Origin of the sequence: Actinokineospora diospyrosa, assembly GCF_024171925.1 — a bacterium.
Taxonomy (GTDB): Bacteria; Actinomycetota; Actinomycetes; order Mycobacteriales; family Pseudonocardiaceae; genus Actinokineospora; species Actinokineospora diospyrosa.
The window spans coordinates 381,974-401,600 of sequence record NZ_JAMTCO010000006.1; the positions used below are offsets into that span (position 1 = coordinate 381,974).

General features: G+C 69.8%; 12 protein-coding genes. 7 read left to right on the forward strand and 5 right to left on the reverse strand.

Features of this window, described 5'->3' with window-relative positions; all coding sequences use genetic code 11:
• Positions 1 to 30 precede the first annotated feature (30 nt).
• Positions 31 to 1,287: an NAD(P)/FAD-dependent oxidoreductase gene (locus LV75_RS13205; RefSeq protein WP_253887167.1), complete on the reverse strand. Its 1,257-nt coding sequence runs from the start codon at positions 1,285 to 1,287 to the stop codon at positions 31 to 33.
• Positions 1,288 to 3,144: 1,857 nt separating this feature from the next.
• Between LV75_RS13205 and LV75_RS13210 the strand changes: the two genes are divergently transcribed.
• From LV75_RS13210 to LV75_RS13240, 7 genes are all read left to right on the forward strand, one after another.
• A complete protein-coding gene (locus tag LV75_RS13210) occupies positions 3,145 to 4,014 on the forward strand; it encodes a M23 family metallopeptidase (protein ID WP_253887168.1) in 870 nt (289 codons plus the stop codon).
• Between the two features lie 268 nt (positions 4,015 to 4,282).
• Positions 4,283 to 4,717: a VOC family protein gene (locus LV75_RS13215; RefSeq protein ID WP_253887169.1), complete on the forward strand. Its 435-nt coding sequence runs from the start codon at positions 4,283 to 4,285 to the stop codon at positions 4,715 to 4,717.
• Between the two features lie 173 nt (positions 4,718 to 4,890).
• Complete coding sequence (locus tag LV75_RS13220) at positions 4,891 to 5,220, forward strand: serine hydrolase (protein ID WP_253887170.1); 330 nt, start codon at positions 4,891 to 4,893, stop codon at positions 5,218 to 5,220.
• A gap of 117 nt (positions 5,221 to 5,337) precedes the next feature.
• The gene (locus LV75_RS13225) at positions 5,338 to 5,937 is read left to right on the forward strand and encodes a M15 family metallopeptidase (RefSeq protein ID WP_253887171.1); all 600 of its coding nucleotides are present in this window, start codon (positions 5,338 to 5,340) and stop codon (positions 5,935 to 5,937) included.
• Positions 5,934 to 7,022 (forward strand): alanine racemase, encoded by a 1,089-nt coding sequence (gene alr / locus LV75_RS13230; protein WP_253887172.1) that lies wholly within the window; start codon positions 5,934 to 5,936, stop codon positions 7,020 to 7,022. The genes LV75_RS13225 and alr overlap by 4 nt, the downstream gene beginning before the upstream one ends.
• A complete protein-coding gene (locus LV75_RS13235) occupies positions 7,019 to 8,074 on the forward strand; it encodes a D-alanine--D-alanine ligase family protein (protein WP_253887173.1) in 1,056 nt (351 codons plus the stop codon). Before alr ends, LV75_RS13235 begins: the two co-directional genes overlap by 4 nt.
• A gap of 74 nt (positions 8,075 to 8,148) precedes the next feature.
• Positions 8,149 to 9,420, forward strand: coding sequence for an MFS transporter (locus LV75_RS13240; protein WP_253887174.1), 1,272 nt, complete (start codon positions 8,149 to 8,151; stop codon positions 9,418 to 9,420).
• Here LV75_RS13240 and LV75_RS13245 read toward each other — a convergent pair.
• The 4 genes from LV75_RS13245 to LV75_RS13260 all read right to left on the reverse strand — a co-directional run bounded on the left by LV75_RS13245 (position 9,404) and on the right by LV75_RS13260 (position 19,502).
• A complete protein-coding gene (locus tag LV75_RS13245) occupies positions 9,404 to 10,150 on the reverse strand; it encodes a class I SAM-dependent DNA methyltransferase (RefSeq protein ID WP_253887293.1) in 747 nt (248 codons plus the stop codon). The two genes, LV75_RS13240 and LV75_RS13245, sit on opposite strands and share 17 nt — an antisense overlap.
• 183 nt (positions 10,151 to 10,333) lie before the next feature.
• Entirely contained in the window at positions 10,334 to 10,804 is a 471-nt protein-coding gene (locus LV75_RS13250; RefSeq protein ID WP_253887175.1) for a hypothetical protein, read from the reverse strand.
• A complete protein-coding gene (locus LV75_RS13255; RefSeq protein WP_253887176.1) occupies positions 10,801 to 17,688 on the reverse strand; it encodes an RHS repeat-associated core domain-containing protein in 6,888 nt (2,295 codons plus the stop codon). Before LV75_RS13255 ends, LV75_RS13250 begins: the two co-directional genes overlap by 4 nt.
• Before the next feature lie 521 nt (positions 17,689 to 18,209).
• Complete coding sequence (locus tag LV75_RS13260) at positions 18,210 to 19,502, reverse strand: GAF domain-containing protein (protein WP_253887177.1); 1,293 nt, start codon at positions 19,500 to 19,502, stop codon at positions 18,210 to 18,212.
• Positions 19,503 to 19,627: the final 125 nt, after the last annotated feature.

A 19,627-nucleotide genomic window follows, 5' to 3' on the forward strand; every position in this document is an offset into this window, starting at 1 on the left:
AGCGGGAAAGGGGGCCGAACGGGCTGCCGCTCAGGCGGTGGGGTCGTAGATGCGCTTGGCCTCGGGGAAGCCCGCGTCCTCGTAGATGCGCTCGAGGTTGTCCGGCGAGAAGATCTCGTGGTCCTCGACGCCGCCCGCGATCAGGCCGAGCATCTTGTTGGTCCAGTGCGGGGTCTTGCCGATCGCGCGCAGCACCGCGTCGAAGAACGGCGGCAGCTCCATCGAGGCCATGACCGTGGTGAAGTCGTAGACGCCCGCGCTGATCTCGTCGCGGATCTTGACGTACTCCTCCAGCGCGTCGGCCATCGCCCGCTCGCCCGCCAGGCCCTCGTGCGCCCGGTCGGCCAGCAGTTCGGCGTGCAGGAACGCGTCGGTGATGCCCCAGCCGGTGATCGGGTCCTTGTGGTAGCCGGCGTCGCCGACCAGCGCCCAGCCCGGGCCGTGCGCGCGGCGGTAGTAGTTGTCCGGGTAGCGCATCGGCCGCAGCGGCTCCGCCCGGCGCGCGGTGTCGCGGAACTGGGCGCCCATGGCGGGTTCGACGTCGTCGATGACGGCCTGGAAGGCGGTCTCCGGGTCGGTGCGGAACTCCTTGAGCTGGTCGAGCGCGCAGATCGTGGCGACCATGGTCAGCCCGTCGTTGGTCGGCCAGGAGCCGAACCAGCGGTGGTTGAAGCCGGTCTTGTGGTGCAGGCCCCAGTCGTCCACACCGGAGAAGTAGGAGTAGTAGATGAACCCGGCGGCGGGCCGCACGTTGTACAGCTCGGCGCCCACCCGCTTGGCCACCTGCGAGTGCGTGCCGTCGGCGCCGATCACCAGCCGCGCCCGCAGCTCGCGCACCTCGCCGTCGCCCTCGCGCCCGCGCACGCCCAGCACCTCGCCGGACTCGCCGAACACCAGGTCGGTCACGGTGAACTGCTCCACGACCTCGGCCCCGGCGCGGCGCGCCGCGTTGACCAGGATCTCGTCCAGGACGGTCCGCCGGGGGCAGTAGACGGCATCGATGCCCTCGATCGGGTCAGCGAACCCGATCAGGTCGATGTCGCCGTGCCGGTAGTTCATCAGCCGGATGGCCGGGGTCCCCGCCGCGACGACCTCGTCGAGCAGCCCCCACTTCTGCAGCTGCACCAGGCCCGCCTGGTGGATGTAGTGGGTCGAGACCGCGTCGCTGGGGAAGGAGCCCCGGTCCAGCACGAGGACGCGGTGCCCGTGCTTGGCCAGCAGCATGGCCGTGGGCGCACCGGCGACCCGGGCACCGACGATGATGACGTCGTACAAGGCGAGGTCCACCTCTCCGAGGTTGGTTGGCTGCACCCACCGCGGCGCCCGGTGGGCGCTACAAAGCGCCACACCTGGTCGTGCTCGCAGGGGTGCTGGTGTGCGGGGGAATGGCGGTCTGGGCCGACTTCGATGTCGAGCCCGTTAACGACGCGTTGCCGTGGAGACCACGGGAACCGTTGTCGCGGTGGGTGATCGACGCGGACGCCGATGTGTCTGGAGGTCGCCCAGTTGGTGTGGGCGGTGTGTCCGTTCACTCCCGATCGTGCGATTCGAGTGAACCATGAGGCGCGCGCTCAATGCACCTATTGTGGGCAAATTGGGCCAAAGGGAGCACGGGCGTGCCGCGGCGGTCGCTGCCGGTGTCCTAGGAGGTCTGTTGTGCACCGAGCGGAGTAGCGGTGGTCCACGATGGATCGCTTTAGCGCCAACGGCTCTGGCGGTCAAGGGGCGTGCTGGGTGGACGGTGCGGGAGCGTATGCGGTACCGATTCGTGTTTGAGGCTTGTGATCGTCTACTTGGGTTTGTGAACCCCTATTGAGTGGTGGGGTACCGGTATGTGGGTGGGTTATAGGGGTAATGGGGTCGGCTCGCCTGCGACTTCGCGGCGTGCGGGTCGGCCTCGTCGCCTGGCGGCGAGCTCGGCGACCCGGGGATCGGACGCCTCGTTGCCTGGCGGCAACATCGGGCCCGATCCGCGACAATGCGAAAAAGCTCGATGCGGTGGACCTGTTTTGTGCGGGGCCCCTACGACACCCGTGGCAGAACCGCAAAGCAGGGGCCGAAAAGACTGGCCCTGCCGCGCGGAAACGCTACGGGTGCCGTCCCCCCACACAAAACAGGTCCACCCCATCGAGCAGTTGGCACCAGCGAGTCCGACTGTCCAGGTGCTGGGTTGGCAGCGTCGGCGAGAGCGGGCTGGGATGGCACCGGATCTTCCGAGTGTCCAGGGGCTGGGTAGGTGGCTGGGGCGGACCTGACGGCAGGCGGGTTGGCACCGACGGGTCCGACTGTCCAGGCGCTGAGCAGGTGGGCTGGGCTCGTCCTGGCGGCAGTTGGGTTGGCACCGCTGGGTCCGGGTGTCCGGGGGCCGGTTGGGTGGTTATCCACAACGTGTTCTGGTGTCCACAGGCATTGATCGCTGCCCCGGTTCTGTCAGGCCTCCTCGTTAGGCTGTATATCGGGGGCTCTTGCGGCAGATGATCTTGCGCGGGGGGCGGGCGGGACCCGGCGGCTTCCGGGTGTTCAGGGATTGGTGGCAGGGCCGACTCGGCGGGGTGGAGTGGCACCGGTGAGTTCCTGCGGCTGTTGAAAACTGTTTCGCTGGAGGACCCCTGAACTGTGGTTTCGGGTGGTAATGGCGCCCACTGCTGACGCGGAACAGAAGGGTTGAGGTGGTGGGGATTTGCCGGCTAGTTTCGGGGTTCGCACACCCTGACAAACAAGAACGAGCTCGGTGGGGTCATGTCCGGTCCGCGCCGTGGTTCGTGTCTTGCCCTGCGTATGGCCGGAGTCCCAGAGATGAAACGTCCCCACCCTCGTAGGTATGCCGCTGTGGCGCTTGCCGTGGCCGCGGCTACTGCTGCGTTTGTTCCGTTGTCCGCCGAGGCCGGTCAGCAGGCCGGGCTTGTTGAGAGCGTTACCGACACCTTGCTCGCTGAGCGGGGGCCTGTGGTCGCTGCCCAGCGCGGGGTGGCGGCGTTGGCGCGGGAGGCCGTGGTTGAGCCTCGGCGGTCGGTGTCGGAGTGGTCGTTCGGGGCTGCCACGATCCCGGGTGACGCGAACGACCATGCGCCGGATGCCAGTTTGTATGTGGCTCACCGGGTGGCCGGTCGTTGGCAGGTCGGGGTTCTTGGTAGTGAAACGTTCGTGAGCTTGACTCGTCAGGCTCCTACTTCCGTGGTCAGCGCGGAAGAGAAGGCGTTGTTCAAGCAGAACCGCGCGGCTGCGGGGCCGGGGGCCGCAGCGCGGTCGGTGGAGACTGGGCTTGCGTTGCCGGTCAATGCCTCAAGCAGCGTTGGGTGGGGTGGCGGCCCGCACGCCAACGACGGGCAAGGGTCGCTCTACAGTTCGCTGGACTTCGGGGGTAGTGGTACCCAGATCCGGGCGGCAGCGGCGGGCAAGATCTACCGCGCTTGTGTTGACGCCAACTCGAACCAGACCGCGCTGATTCTCATCGTGCATGCGAACGGGTACACGACGGGTTACTACCACCTGAACCAGCGCAGTGGGTTCCCGGCTGATGGCACCTCCGTGGATCTCGGCTACTCGCTGGGTACCGCAGGCACCAACACCGTCTGCGGCGGCAGTGCCAACGGCGCGCACGTTCATTTCACCCTTCGTTCTGGTGATCGCAACAACCTCGCGTTCGAGTCTGTCATCGGGAAGACCATTGGTGGTTGGACGTTCCACACCAACGGGTCCAACTACGACGGTTACGCCACCCACGGCACGTCCAAGGTTCAGGACGGCGGCACGCTCTACAACTACGGCCGCTACGCCGGAAGTGGTCCCTACGCGGGCACCGTCAACTCCTCCAACGGCGCCAATGTCCGGAGTGGGACCAACTCCGCTTCGAGCACGGTCATGTACACCGCCCCCAACGGTCGCGCCCTGGCCATCAGCTGTAAAACCACCGGTAGCACGGTCAACAACAGCAACGTCTGGTACCGGCTGACCGACACCGACTACGTCGCTGCCGCGTTGACCAGTACCGCCGCCACGATTCCGAACTGCTGATCACCACTCCGCGCGGCGCCCGGTTCTGCACACCGGGCGCCGCGCGGCGTCCTTCTCTGGTCCGCGACCACCAGATCCGGGCCCTGCTGGGCAAACAGCCCCCGGCGCCGCCCCAACTCAGGGCCGAGGCCGAAGCCGCCGTCCACCAGTTCCTAGTGGGTCGACGTTCTGGGTCGCGCCACTAGCTCTGCTGAACGACTTCAGTGCCGGACGGGTACCGCCGGTTATTCCCTCGGCGCGTGACGACATACGCCACTAGGGTGGGCTTATGGCGTCGGTCAAACAGGTTCAGGTCACGTTCGATTGCGCGGAACCCGCGCGCGTCGGCCGGTTCTGGTGCGAGGTGCTGGGTTACGTCCTGCCGCCCGCACCGCCGGGATTCGCTGATTGGGACGAGTTCGACCGCACGCTGCCCCCCGAGCGCCAAGGGGCGGCGTACGCCTGCGTGGATCCGGCAGGCGTCGGTCCACGGCTGTACTTCCAGCGGGTTCCCGAGGGCAAGGTCGTCAAGAACCGGGTGCACCTCGATGTCCGGGTCGGCACCGGGCTGGTGCGGGAGGAGCGCCTAGCCGCCCTCGAGGCCGAGTGCGCGCGGCTGATCGCACTCGGTGCCTCGCGCGTCCAGTTGCTGCCAGCCGATGAAGACAACGAGTCCTGCATCGTGATGCAGGACGTCGAAGGCAACGAGTTTTGTCTCGACTGACCTGGTGTCTTCCGACCTCAAGTAGCCAAGTGGTGACGGGGAGCTCGCGCGGCGTGCGCAGGCGGTTGTGGGTCGTGGCGGTCGTGGTTGCCCTCGCAGGGTGCTCGTCATCGCCGAGTCAACCTCCAGCGGAGACCGAGACACCGCTGTCGAGCACTTCAACCACTCCGGTGGTGGACGATCCCGCCCTGGCAACCGATCTCCGCCAGTTCGCTGTGGACACCGCCCTGGCCGACGACGACCGCACCCTCCTCGTCGACTGGCTGCGCGCCAACACCACCGGCAAGGACGTCATCCGAGCCGGTGTCCCCCAAGAATGGACAGTCGGCGACAAAACCGGCAGTGCCGACTACGGCGGCCGCAACGACATCGCCGTGCTGTGGCCACCGGGGCGCCACCCGATCGTCATCGTCGTGCTGACCAGCCGGGACAAGCAGGGCGCCGAACGATCCGACGCCCTGGTCGCCGACGCCGCCCGCGTCGTGGCGCGCGTCCTGGGCTGACGTCGACCGCCTGGCCAGGGGTCGGCCGATCGGTCAGCGGGGGTCGGCCGTTCGGTCATCGACCCCGTACTTCCGGACGACTCGGGGACCGGCGCGCCGTTCCTAGCATCTGGCGGCATGGCGATCCTGCTCTCCGATCCGCTCGTCCACGCCGTGCGCGTGGTCGACAACGGTGACCCCCTGGTCCCACTGCCCTTCGCGTCCACTGTGGTGGTCCGCGCGGGCCTGGCGCGCAGGCTGGTGCTGGCCAGGGCCGCGCTGCCCGCCGGTGTGGACCTGCGCGTGGTGGAGGGGCACCGGTCCGTTGTGGACCAACAAGCGATCATCGACCACTACACCGGCGAACTGCGGTCCGCGCACCCGGACGCCGACGAGGTCGAGATCACCCGCCTGTACAGCCGGTTCGTCGCGCCGGTGGCGGTCGCGCCGCACGTGGCGGGCGCGGCCGTCGACCTGACCCTGGTCGACCGCGACGGCGCGGACCTGTGGCTGGGCACGCGGATCGACGACACCCCGGAGATCAGCGGCGGCGCGTGCTACTTCCACGCCGAGGTGGACCGGGAGGCGCGCCGGAACCGGACGCTGCTCGCCCGCGTCCTCGGGAACGCGGGCCTGGTCAACTACCCCACCGAGTGGTGGCACTGGTCCTACGGCGACCGCTACTGGGCGCTGATGACCGGCGCCCGGCACGCCCTGTACGCGCCGGTGGCGGTGTGAGCGCGGCCACGCTGACCATCGACCTGTCCGCCGTCGCCGAGAACACCCGCCGGTTCGTGCGGGCTGGATCCCCGGCGGTGCTGGCCGTGGTGAAGGCGGACGGGTTCGGGCACGGGCTGGCGGACGTGGCCAGGACGGCGGTGGCCAACGGCGCGACGTGGATCGGGGTCACCTCGGTCGCCGAAGGGGTCGCGGTGCGCGCGGCCGGGGTGACGGTGCCGGTGCTGAGCTGGCTGAACCCGGTGCAGGTGGACGTGCCGACGGTGCTGCGGCACCGGATCGACCTGGCCGTGCCGAGCGGGCGCCACCTGGCGGCCATCGTCGCCGCCGAGCCCCGGCACCCGGTCCGCGTGCACCTGCAGCTGGACACCGGCATGGCCCGCGACGGCGCGGCGCCCGAGGAGTGGGCCGGGTTGATGGCCGCCGCGCGCCGGGCCGAGGTGGCGGGCTGGGTCACCGTCGTCGGGGTCATGGGCCACCTGGCGATGGCCGACCGACCCGGGCACCCCGGCAACGCCCAGGGCAAGTCGGCCCTGCTCCGCGGCGTCGCGCTGGCCGAACAGGCCGGGCTGCGCCCGACGCTGCGGCACCTGGCCGCGACCGCCGCGACGCTCACCGACCCCAGCGCGCACCTGGACCTGGTCCGCATCGGCGCGGGCCTGGTCGGCATCGACCCGTCCGGCAGCACCCGGCTGCGGCCCTCGCTGCGGCTCACCGCGCCGGTCGCGCAGGTCCGCCGGGTCGGCGCGGGGGTCGGCGTCGGGTACGGGCACACGGGCGTGACCGGTCGCCCGACCACGCTGGCGCTGCTGCCGCTCGGGTACGCCGACGGGTTGCCGCGGTCGGCCTCGGGGCGGGCGCAGGTGCTGGTGCGGGGCAGGCGGTGCCCGGTCATCGGGGTGATCTCGATGGACCAGACCGTGGTGGACGTGGGTGACGTGCCGGTCGAACCGGGGGACCAGGCGGTGCTGTTCGGCCCGGGCCGGGCGGAACCGGCGGTCGAGGAGTGGGCGGCGTGGGCGGGGACCATCCCGCACGAGATCGTGACCGGCATCGGTCACCGGGTGGGGCGGAGCGTGCGATGACGGGGGCCGAGTCGGTGCCTACTGGAGTGGGGTCTACTGGAGTGGGGTATGCGTTGACCAGGGCGGAGTCTGTGTGGACCGGGCCGGAGCGTGTGGTGGCGCAGCGGACCAGGGTGGCTGTGATCGGCGGTGGCCAGAACGTCGAGCACGAGGTGTCGCTGGCCTCCGCCGCGTCCGCCCGGACCGCGCTCGACCCGGAGAGGTACGAGGCGGTGGCGTTCACGATCCGCCGCGACGGGGTCTGGTGCGACGCCGCGGGCTTGCCGTTCGGCACGTCGCCCGCGTCCAGCCTCGCGGGCGCGCTGCCGGTGCTGGCCCGCTGTGAGGTCGTGCTGCCGCTGCTGCACGGCCCGCTGGGGGAAGACGGCGCGATCGCGGCGCTGTGCGAGTTGGCGGGCCTGCGCTATGTGGGGTCGCCGCCGCGCGCGGGGGCGCTGGCGATGGACAAGTGGGCGACCAAGCTCGTGGCCGAGGCGGTCGGTGTCCGCACGGCACCGGGACGGCTCGTGACGGCGGGGGACGAGGTCGTCTTCGAGCGGCCGGTGGTGGTGAAGCCGGTCGCCGCGGGCTCGAGCTTCGGCGTGCGGCTCGTGCGCCAGTCGGCTGACCTGCGCCCCGCCCTGGATGCCGCGTTCGACCACGACGACCGCGTCTTGGTCGAACACGTGGTGACCGGCCGCGAGATCGACATCGCGATCCTCGACACCCCCACGGGTGGCTTCCTGACCGGGCCACCGCTGGAGGTCGTGGTCACCGGCGACCTGTTCGACACGACCACCAAGTACGGCGGCGAAGCGGAGTTCCTGGTCCCTGCCCCGCTCTCGGCCGAGGAGTCGACAGCGCTGACCACCGCCGCTCATCGCGTCTACCAGGCCCTGGGCTGCCGCGGCGTGGCTCGCGTCGACTTCTTCCTGACGGCATCGGGACCGGTGCTCAACGAGGTCAACACGATGCCCGGTATGACCGAGGCATCGCAGGTCCCGAAGATGTTCGCCGCGGCCGGGCTCCCGTACCCGGACCTGCTCGACCTCCTGCTGCGCGCGGCGAGGTGATCGATCTCGCGACCGCCTGAGCGGCCACCACCCCCAGACTGGCTCGGGAGCGGTCATGGCGATGGGGGAGCACCGTGAGTGGGAAGACGTCCGCTGATTCGTCCACCGCGCACGGGTCGCTGTGGCGGGACCGCGACTTCATGTCGCTCTGGACCGGTCAAACGGTCAGTGATCTCGGGTCGGCCATGACGGTCTTGGTGTTGCCGTTGATCGCCGTCACCGCGTTGGACGCGTCGACCACCGAAGTCGGGCTGCTCGGTGCCGCCGCGACAGTGGCGTGGTTGCTCGTTCCGCTTCCGGCGGGTGCCCTGGTCGACCGGGTGGCGAAGCGGCGGCTGATGGTGCTCTGCGATGTTGTCCGGTGTGTTGTGGCTGCGGCGGTGCCAGTGGCGGCGGTGCTCGGTGGGTTGCACATCGGGCACCTGGTCGTGGTGGCGTTCCTGCTCGGGACGTTCGCCGTGGTGTTCGAGGTGTCTTGGCAGAGCTACGTTCCCGAGTTGTTGCCCACGAACCGATTGACCGATGGCATCAGCCGGATCGCGACGACGAACGCTGTCGCCGCCGTGGTCGGGCCCAGCTTGGCCGGACTGGCGATCCTGCTGGTACCTGTCACGGGCGTGCTTCTGATCGACGCCGTGTCGTTCGCGGTCAGCGCCGCGACGCTGCTGTTCATCCGGGCCAAGGACCGTCCTGCGCCATCGCGGAAGCTGGACGTCCGGGAGCAGCTGCTGGGTGGGCTGAGGTTCGCCTGGAACCACCCGGTGCTGCGCCGCGTGGTCGCCTGCAGCGCCACGGCGAACTTCTTCGACGCGATCACGACCACGCTGGTCGTCGTCTTCCTCGTGCGGGACTTGGGCGCGTCCAGTTCGACCACGGGCATCGTGTTGGGGATCGGCGCCGCCGGGGGAGTGGTCGGGGGACTGCTCGTCCGCCGGCTCGCCGCCCGCGTGGGGGAGTCCCGCCTGCTCTGGCTGGGAAAGCTCTCCGTCGGCTGGCTGACCGCGCTGATCCCGTTCGCCCCCAACGGCCCCGGCGTGCTCATGGTCTCCATTGGACTGTTCGCCAACAGCTCCTGCGTTGTCCTGTACAACGTCCTGCAGATCACCTACCGCCAGTCGGTCTGCCCGCCGGAGCTGCGCGGCCGGATGAACGCCGCCATCCGCTGGACCATCCGCGGCGTGATCCCGATCGGGAGTCTCCTCGCGGGCCTCCTCGGCGACGCGGTGGGCCTGCGGCCGGTTCTGCTCGTGTCCGCCCTGGGTGCGTGGCTCGCGGTCGGTTGGGTGTTCTTCTCGCCGCTACGACGAATGCGCGACCTGCAGGCTGAGCTCACTTCTCCCAGATAGAAACGTGTTTGGTGCTCGTGGCGGTGAACTCCGAGCGGTCCCAGTCCGCCCAGCGGTGCTTCAGGCGCATGCCCGCGATCCGGGCCATCAGGTCCATCTCCGCGGGCCACGCGTACCGGAAGGGAACCCGGAGGAACCGCCCCGTCCCGTCCGGCGACACGGTGACGTGGTTCGACGTGAACTCCTGCGTGGCGACGTCGTACTGGTCGAACCCCACGTAGCCACTATCCGGCGAGATCGCGAAGGGCACGACGTCCTGCCCGGGTGGCAGTCGGCGCAGGTCGGGTAGCCCCACCTCGATGAGGAACAACCCACCCGGCCGCAGGTGCGCGGCCGCATTGCGGAAGACCTCGACCTGTCCGTCCTGTGTGGTCACATTGCTGATGGTGTTGTACACCAAGTACACCAACGAGAACTCGCCATCCACACGCGTGGACGTCATGTCCCCGATCGTGACCGCGACCGCGTCCCCACCCGGCCTACCCGGGATCCGAGCCGCCATCGCCCGGCTCAACTCAATCCCGCTGACCGACACCCCCCGCCCCGCCAACGGCACAGCGATCCGCCCGGTCCCGACCGCGAACTCCAGCACCGGCCCATCCGCCAACCCCTCCAGCACATCCACCACCGGCGTCACCGCCTCGGCCCCGTTCGCACCCCCAGGCCCGTCATAGCCCGCCGCCACACTCTCCGGAAACCAACCATCCGCCGGGTCATCGCCCGCGCTCACAGCAATCACGCCGATCGACGCTACTCCCGTCCCGCGTACTCCTCACCCCGTTTTCCACGCCCGGCGAACCGTCTACCCTTTCGCCCCAGCTCAGCCCGCCAGGACCGGTCGCGGTCGGTCCGCCGCCACTTCCCAGCCTCGGCGCACTGCTCGTCAGCGACAACGGAGCCGTGCCAGATCGGGTCACCTGGATGGCGCGTCCGGGCAGGCGGCCGCCAACCTCGCCCGCAGCAGCGAGTAGTCTCCCGCGTTCCTCGGTGCCACCTCGGCCATGTCGGCGAAGAACCTGTCTCCCGCGGCTTTCAGGGCGGCCACGAAGTCCCCGCGGTCCACACTGGACCGCCGAACGGCCGCGCCCGCTCGGCTGGTCACCTCGACCCGGCCGTGCCTCGCCTCGAACGAGAGCTCGATCGGCTGGTCGGGGAAGTAGGTCGACACCCGCGGTGCCGTCGTGAACTCTTCGAGCATGGTGACGATGTAGGCCCACAGCTGGTCCACGTAGTCCCACATGGACTGGTCGATGATCTCCTTGCCGTTGAGCCGCAGTTCGATGGCGCCCTCGATGTGCGTCGGCACCGGTGGTGTCCAGGCACACCCGGCTACCGGGCGGAACTCGCCGCCCGGTAGCCGGAGGTAGGATTCGACCTCGATCACGGTGTGGAGGGTACCGGGTAGAACTGGCCGACTCGCCCGTTGTTGAGGCCAACCACGTACTCTTGGCCGTTGACCTTGCCGCGGACCTGGTACATGCCGCGGGATCCGCGGGTGGCCAGCGTGTCGCGGTTCTGGCTGAGCACGTTGCTGACGGTGTCCTGGACGTCGTTCACCGACATCTTCCGGTCGAGGAAGGTCTGCGTCGCCTTCACCGAGCCGTTCCAGTAGGTCGGGTGGTGGCGGGTGAGGATGTGGTCCATCCCCCGCTTGTCGAGCAGGAACGACTGGTTGCCGAACATGTACCGCTTGCTCGTCCAGTCGCGCAGGACAGTCAGGCAGTTGTGCACCAGGACCGGGGTGTCGCCCGCCAACACGTGGTAGGTGTGCCGGGTGTCCACGGTCAGGTCGTAGGTGCGCGCCACCATCGTGCGGACGCTGGTCGAGGTGACCGCCGCACCACCGCCGGGCGACTGGAGGGGATCGCCCACGACCAGTTCGTCCGCGCGCACCCAGACACGTTTGGCCGAGTCGAACACGAGGTGGTGGTCGGTGACCACGACCTCCCCGGTGCCGACACCTAGAGCGACGTAGCGGGTGTCCTTGTCGGTGATGTGCAGCGCGGTGACCGCGTGCGACTCGAGTGCGCCGCCCGGTGCCGCGCTGGCCACCACGTCGCCGACCTCGACGTCCTCGATGGCCTTGGTGCTGCCGTCGGCCATCAGGACCCGGGTGCCACCGACGAAGCTGTTGCACGCCGCCGGGATGATGTTCTTGCCGTAGCTCTCGGCCAGTTCCGAGAGCACGGCGCGCTCGCCGGTGCGCACCAGGGACTTGGCGAACTTGTTCAGCTTGCCGAACGGGATGAAGTCCAGCGGGGCGGTGATGCAGGCGGCGCTGTCCTGCCCCGAGAGGCACATGAACGCGTCGTAGCCGGGCAGCAGTTGCAGGAGCACCTGGTTGTCGGTGTCGAGCAGGCCCTGCGCGAAGGACTCGAGGCAGAACGCCTCGGGCCCGGAGGTCATGCTGCCGCCGCCGCAGATCCGCTCCGCCCAGTGGTGGATGGCGAGCCCGTACTCGTTCTCCTGGTAGTCGCGCAGCGGGTAGCGCTCCTTGAGCTCCTTGAAGGTCGGGACGACGACGTCGGCGATCTTGGGCTGCTTCGACCGGTCGGTGTTCCTGCCCGTCAGGAACTCCTCGACCTCCTTCTCCTCGCGCCGCTCCGCATCCGACGAGCACACCGCGCGCCCGGTCGAGCAGCCGACGCTGGTGTTGGCGGGTGAACCGGCGGCGCACCCGTCGCAGAACAGGCCCGTGGGGTCGGAGTGCGTCGTGGGGTTGTTGCTCGCGTACCCGTAGCCGGTCCAGGACTGCGGGTCCGCCGGGTCCAGCACCGGGTCGACCGAGGCGAAGCGGCCGAGCGCCGGGTCGTACTGCCGGGCGCCCACGTCGACCAGGCCGGTGGTGGCGTTGGTCGGCTTGTCCAGGAAGCCGTGGTTGTCCGCCCACGGGCCGCCTTGCACCGCGCCGATCGGGTTGCCGTAGGGGTCCATCTCCCGGCGCGTCTCCGCGAAGCCCACGGCCGACACCGACACCTGGGCGGTGCCGTGCTGGTCACCGTGCAGGTACTCCGGCGAACCGCTGCCCACCCGGCGGGCGACCTTGGTGCCGTTGTGGGTGTAGTACCGCGTGCCGGTGATCGTGCCGGTCGCGGTGTCGCGGGCGAACTCCTGGCCCGGCAGGTAGAGGATCACCTTGCCCGGTTCGCGGCGGACGAGCTGGGTGCCGTCGGCGTCGTAGGTGTAGGTGGTGTCGCCCGCGGGTGACTGGACCCGCTTGAGCCGGTTGTTCTCGGTCCAGGTCAAGGTGTGGACGGTGCCGTTGATGTCGCGGCTGGTGGTGTTGCCCGCGTTGTCGTAGGCGAAACTGCTGCCCGTGTTGCCACCGGGGCCCGTGGTCGAGGTCGAGGTCAGCGCGTGCGGGCGGGCACCGGCCGCGGCGGGGTAGGTGTAGGTCGTGGTGGTGTCCGCTTGGCCGATGCCGTGCCGGGTCTGGCCGGTGCGCAGGCCGTTCGCGGTGAACGTCCACGACGTCCAGTACGGGTCCGGGCCGCCGACGTTCGTCGCCCCCGGTGTGGTGCTCGGCTGGCCCGCGCACCCGTCGGTCGCCGTCCACGCGGTGGACAGCCGGTTCAGGGCGTCGTAGCCGAAGCACTGGGTGCGGCTGGTGTTCGCGGGTACGCCACCGCGGGTGTTGACGATCTTGAGGAGGTTGCCCGCCGGGTCTCGGGTGTAGGTGAGGTCGTCCACCAGCGGGTTGGCCCGCTGCACCGAGAGGTTGGTGTGGTTGATCGCGTGCGTGCGCGGGTCGCGTTCGAAGGTCAGCGTGCCCGCGTTCGAACCCGAGCTGAGCAGGTACTGCGACTCCTCGCCGACCGGGCTGTAGCTCGTGCCGGACACGTAGTCCCACACGTTGCTGTAGGTCTCGGTCGGGCTCCCGTACCGGTTGAGCTTGATCGCGAGCGCTTCACCGGGGAGGCCGCCCTTGGTCGGCAGGGCGATCCCGGTCAGGTGGCCGGTGGTGGTGTAGGAGTAGGTCGTGGTGTAGAGGCCGTTGAGGCCGGTTTCTTGCGACGGGACCGACACGATGTTGTTCTGCGGCAGCCCGAGCGCGTTGTAGCCGCTGACCCCGACCTGGTAGTTGCCGTCCGCGGTGAAGCGGGTGGTCGAGGCGAGTTGGCCCGTGCCACCCGGTGCGGTGTCGAACACCCACGAAGCCAGCTTGGTCCTGGTGGCCGGTGCGGCCCCGCTGTACTCCGCCAGGCGCCTGCCCAGCACGTCGTAGTCGTAGCTGAGCACCTGTCCGCGCCCGTCGGTGGCGGTGGTGATCTGGTCGGCCAGGTCGTAGGCGCGCGTCGAGTGGCCCGCGTCCGGGTCGACGACCCCGGTCTGCCTGCCCAGGTAGTCGTACTCGAACTCCCACTTGTTGCCCGCCGTGTCCGTGCTGCGGTCCAGCCGTCCCGCCGCGTCGAAGCGGAACGTCGTGCTGACGGCGGTCCCGCCGGAGACCACGTTCCCGGTGACGGTGGGCTGGGTCTGGTAGCTGCGGGTCTCGACCTCCCGGCCGCGCGAGTCGGTGATGCTGGTCTTGGTGACGCCGCCGGTGGGCGGGAACACCGTCACCCGGTCGCCGCCGTGGACGGTGGTCGTGGTCGCCTTGAGCGTGGTGCCCTGGTAGTCGGCTGTCTGGATGACCCGGCCCGCGGCGTCGTAGGAGGTCACCGTCCGGTCGTCGACCGAGGCGTCCGGGACCGAGATGACAGCGGTACCGGGGATCCCGGTCGTGACGTAGCGGTTCTGGCTGCGGATCACCTGGCCGTGCGAGTCGTAGCTGAGGTGGCTCACCACCCGGTTGCTCACGCCCGTCGGGTCGCTGAGGTCGTCGGCCTGGGTCTGCAGTTGCTGGCCGAACGCGTCGAAGAGGCTGATCTTGGTGACGTAGTTGGTGCCCGTGCCGTAGTCGACCAGGCCCCGCGAGGTCACCGCGAGCGGCCCGTCGGCGCGCAGCAGGTAGCTGAACTCGCTGTTGGCGCTCTCGCCGCCCGCCTTGGAACGACCCGGCTTCCACACGGCCGTGACCCGGCCGAAGCTGTCGTGCGTGGCATCGGTGCGCCTGCCCGCCACGTCGACCATCGCGGTGGTCGATCCACGCGCGGGATCGAGGGTGACGGTCGCGGTCTGGTTCTTCGCGTTCGTGGTGGTGAACTGGCTGAGGATGCCGCCTTCGGCAGGGGTGTAGGCGGTCGTTGCCTCACGCAGGAGTGCGTCCTTGCGGGAGACCACCCGACCGGTGAGGTCGTAGGTCGCGGTGTCGGTGGTCTGGAAGTCGGTCGCGTTGGCGACGGCGGTTTCGGTCTTGGTGAGGTTGCCGCGACCGGCGACCACGCCGAGGGTGCTCTGGCCGTCGAAGTACTGCCGGGTCGACTCGACGACCGGCGCGGGCGCGGTGACCGGGCCGGTGGTCGGGCAGGCCGCGGTGGACTTCCAGCTCTGCGCGACCCGATCGCGGATCCACGCCGCGGTGTCGTCGGCGTAGGCGAACGTGGCGCACTGGTCGGTTGTGGCGTCCGCGGCCGAGGTGGTGGCGACCACGCGGCCGAGCGCGTCGTAGCGGTGGATCTCCGACGTCGTGCGGACGCCACCCGCGGCGAGATTGGTGATCTCGCGGGTGCGGGCGGTCTGCACGATGTCGGCGGTGGCTGCGGCCAGCCCCGTTCGGGCGCGCGTCGCGGTGGTGGCGATCTTCACCGGCTCGGTCACAGCGGTGCTCAACTGGGCGCCGCCGGAACCGAGGAAGGTCTGCTCCTCGTGCGCGACACCGGCGAAGAGGGCGTCGTCGACGTAGGTTTCGCCGAGCGAGTTGGTGACCGATGCCGTCCGCTGCTGGTTGCCCGGCAGCGTGTCGCCGTGCATCCCGCGGAAGTAGGTCGTCCTGGTGAGCCGCTGCGCGTCCGGGGCCCCGCTTCCGGTGAAGCTCGGGTCCCCGGTGCGGACCTCGACCTGGGCGTAGCCGCGGAACTGCCCGTAGGTCCGGTGCGCGGGCTTGACCAGTTCGTTGTCGTCGAAGTGCCAGGCCGGGGTGCCGAGGTAGGCGTAGTCCGACCGCCGGGTGGGGGACAGGCCGTTGCCGTCCTGCACCAGGACCTGGCTCACCGGGTAGATGTGGAAGTAGTCCAGCACCGGGTTCGGGTTGAGCGGCAGGTGCCAGTACACGGGGTAGCAGCGCTTGGTGTTGGTCGCCGGGGCGGCGGGCACCGTGCTCGCCGTGCACTCGACCGGCAGGTACGAGACCAGGTAGTGGGCGCCGGTCTCGGTGTTGATGCCGGTCAGCCGCCAGTGGGCCATGGCAGGCTGGTTGTTGTACCCGCTGACCCGGTTGTCCAGGAGTTGGCTGGTGAAGGTGACCGGCGCCATCGCGGTGCCGACGCCCGCGCTGTCGTGGGCGGTGCGGACAAGGCCGTCCAGCCGCAGTTCCGGGTCGCCCGTGCTCGGGAAGGCATGCGTGAGCGCGTAGCTGTCGACGGTCTTGGGGCCCGCGCCGACGTCGTACTTCGTGGTGATGGTGGTCAGCCGCTTGGTGGACCAGAAGCTGGGAGCGTGGTTGTTGCAGGTGGCACCAACCAGGCACTGCTGGTCCTGTGGGGTGTCCGGCCACTTGCTCGCGTTCGCGGCGGTGAACTGCGCCGGGTCGCAGGTGAATCCGCCCGCGGGCAGGCACCGCTCGGCGACGTCGAACCCGACCTGGGCCGGGACGGCGCCGTAGACCGAACCCGAGACCTTGCGCATCCCGTAGTCGATGCGCTTGAGCACGCCACCGCGGGTGTACTTCACGCCAGCGGTGCCCTTGTTGGCGCCGTAGTAGTTGCTCTCCGGCGTGTAGTAGTACAGAGCCGCGTTGCCGTGGGGATCCTCGACGTAGTCCAGGTTCCAACGCCAGGCCTGTGCGCAAGAGGACTGTGCGAATCCCGCGGCGTTGTAGCACGGGTCCCCGGATCGGGGGCCGTAGACCGGGACCGTCCAAGTGGAACCGGTGGTGTCCTGGTTGGTGCGGCCGGGACCGGCGTCGCGCCCGAAGTAGTACTGGACGCCTTCGGTCGTGGTGACTCGCCAGTGCTCACCGTTGCGCGCGCCGTTGGCCACGCCGGTCAGCAACTCCACCCGGGTCCCGTCGTCCGAGGCCGGGCGCCAGCTGCCGTCGGCGTCGTTGCGCACCAACGAGGTGGCGCGACCACCCAGGTTCATCGACACGATGTGCCCGGCCCAGCACAGGTCACCGGTCTGACTGGCCTGCGGCAGGGTCGTGTCGTCGGCACAGGAGCGGTAGGTCCGTTCGATGTAGCCCGGGGAGTACGACCACCCCTGGCCGATCCAGGAACCCTGGTTGTTGGTCGCCGCAGTGCGGCCGTCGACGCTCGCCGAGCTGTAGCCCAGGTTGATCGACGGCAGGACCGACGTGCCCGCGGCGATCGGCGGCACGGTGATCGGGTATGACCAGGTGAACCCACCGGTGTTCCCGGTGACGCCCCAGGTGTTGGCCGGGCTGAGCGAGCTCGCGCTGAACGCGCCGTTGCTGCCATCCGCGTCGGCGGCGGCCGCCAACACGGTCGCGCCTGCCGCTGAGCGGTCGCGGCCCTCGGCGGTGATCGGGAGCGTGGCGGTCACCGTCTGGTTGGCGACGTCGTTGCTGGAGGGCACCGGCGTCCGGGTCTGGCAGGAAGCGACCTGGGGTGTGCTCAACGCACATGCGGGCAACCGGACCAGGCGCAGCCTGCTGCCCAGGTCAGCCCCACCCGCGTGGCGGAACGAGGAGTAGTCGAGGGACACGGTCGCGGAGTCGATGTCACCGGCCGACGGGCGCACTGCGAGGACCACGGCGGTTCCCGTGCGCTCGGCGACGGAACGGGCGGCGACCTCCACGCGCACCGCGGGCTTCGGCGTCTTGGCGCTGGGCCCAGCCGCGACCCGGACTGGCAAGGCCCCGGCCTGGCGAGCTCGCGCGCTGCTCGCCCCGCGTTCGGCGGCGTTCCTACCCCCGGGCGCTGTTGCCTCGGTGCCGAGAACCACCTCGGCGACCCCCGCGGCAGGCCACGTCGTCCCGGCACGGGAGGTGGGTTGGGCCGCCTGCACCGTCCGGCCGGTGTTCACCGGAACGACCTGGTGTGCGATCACCTTCTCCCGAGGTGGTGCGGGCAGCTTCGACGCCGCGGCCGCCGACGGGGCAGGCGCGATGGCCGCGAGTGCCGAGGCGACCATGGCCACCAACAGGGCGAACAGCAACAGCCGGGTCGGTGGAAGGTGGACGTGATGAACCTGTGATTTGTCCCGCATTACCTCACCCCAGTGAGAATCGCCCCAGATCACTGCAAACAGTGCGGTACTCAACCACACGGAGAACGTGCCGAGAATCCCCTAAATGGAGTGGGCGCTTGCCGGCCTGGCCATTGGACTGGTTAGCCTGTGGTGCGCCTCTGGAGGTTCGCGCACTTCCGGGCGTGTCGGCTTTCCGCTATGATCGCCGATCGCGCGAGGCGCTTGACCTGGCTCTACTTTCGACCGGGACGCCAGCAGTGCTCGTCACGAGAGGGCTGTTCGAGGCATCCAGGGCGGAGATTTACCTTTCTTCGATTATTCTGGTCGGGCCCTCACGGAATTCTGCCGGTGTCATCCTGCCGGTGTTCCGGGGTTGCCATTTCGATCATTGTGTGCCCCAAAAGGCTTTCGTCTCAATCTCGACGTTGTCTGCCGCGGGGGCTTCGGATCGTTGCCCGGCAGCGTGGCGCGATGCCAAGACCTCTTCGGTAGCTCCACGTTGACCGGCGGGCGGCGCGGTCTGGAGTTGTTTGGTGCGCTCAGCCGGGGCGGCGGTTGATGTAGGCGGTGAGGCCGCCGAGTTCTTCGCTGGCGATGAAGGCCGACCGCACGTGGACGATGGCTTCCTCGACGTGGGTGGGGCAGCCCCAGCCCGCGTCGCCCCAGGAGTCGGCGACCTTGAGTTCGGCTGGGGCGGTGCAGCCGTTGGCGCCGCCGAGTTGGCAGTGTTCGGGGTGGGGCAGGGCGGCTTGGAGGTCCGCGGCGGCGCGGACCTGGGCGGTCAGTTCGGCGGCCGCGGTGGCGCGCTGCTCGGCCTCGGCGCGCAGTTCCCGTTCCGTGCGGATCGCCTCGGCCAACTCGGCACGTGCTGCTTCGGCGCGGGCTTCGGCGTCCCGGCGGGCCTGCTCGCCGTGGTGGCGTTCGATGGCCAGGGCCGCGGTGCCCGCGAAGACCCGGGCCAGGGCGAGGTCGAAGTCCTGCGGGACGCGCGGGACCCGGTGGTACATCGCGAAGGTGCCCAACAGGCTCCCGTCGCGGGCCAGGATCGGCGTGGACCAGCACGCGGCCAGCCCCGCCCGGTCGGCCAGGTCGCGGAAGTCGGCCCAGAACGGGTCGGTGGTGATGTCGGTGACGATCACCGGTTCCCGGCGGTGGGCGGCCGTGCCGCACGAGCCGACCCCCTCGCCGGTGGCGATCCCGTCGATGGCCTGGTTGTAGAAGTCGGGCAGGCTGGGCGCGGCCCCGTGCCGCAGGTGCGCGCCGTCGGGGTCGGCGAGCAGCACGGAGACGAGCACCTCCTGCGGCGTGAGGTTCTCGATGCACCGGGCCATCCCGTCGAGGACCTCGGTCAGCGGCGCCTGCCGGGCGATCTGCTCGAGCAGGGCGATCTGCTCGACCATCAACTGCTGGGCGTGCTTGACCTGCGTGGTCTCCACGCCGATCACCTGAACCCCGATCACGCTGCCCTCGGCGTCGCGTCGCGGCTCGTAGGTGAAGTCGAAGAACGCCTCCCGCGCGTGCGGACCGGCGTCGAGCACGAGCCGGACATCGCGGCCGGTGTGGGACTCGCCGGTGCGGTACGCCTGATCGAGCGGGCCGATGAAGCCCTGACCAGCCAGTTCGGGCCTCACCTCGACGAGTGGGACCCCGGTGCGGCCCGCACCGACAGTGGCCAAGAACGCCGGGTTCGCGGTCTCCACCAGGTGCGCGGGCCCCGAGAGCGAGGCGAACAGGGCGATGGACTGCCCGAACAGCGCCCGCAGGTCCTCCTCCGCCCGCCCGGCGACCCCGGAAGCCGTGCTGGAGGAGTACTGGCCAGGTGCCGCGGTCATGTGTTGTCCGTTCCTCGTCTAGTGGGTATCACCGTAGTACCGAAGACACGATCGGGCGTGACACGGACGCTCGCCCACCCCCGGCGCTCAGTCGCCGCTGGAGCGCGCCGCGCGGCATGACACGA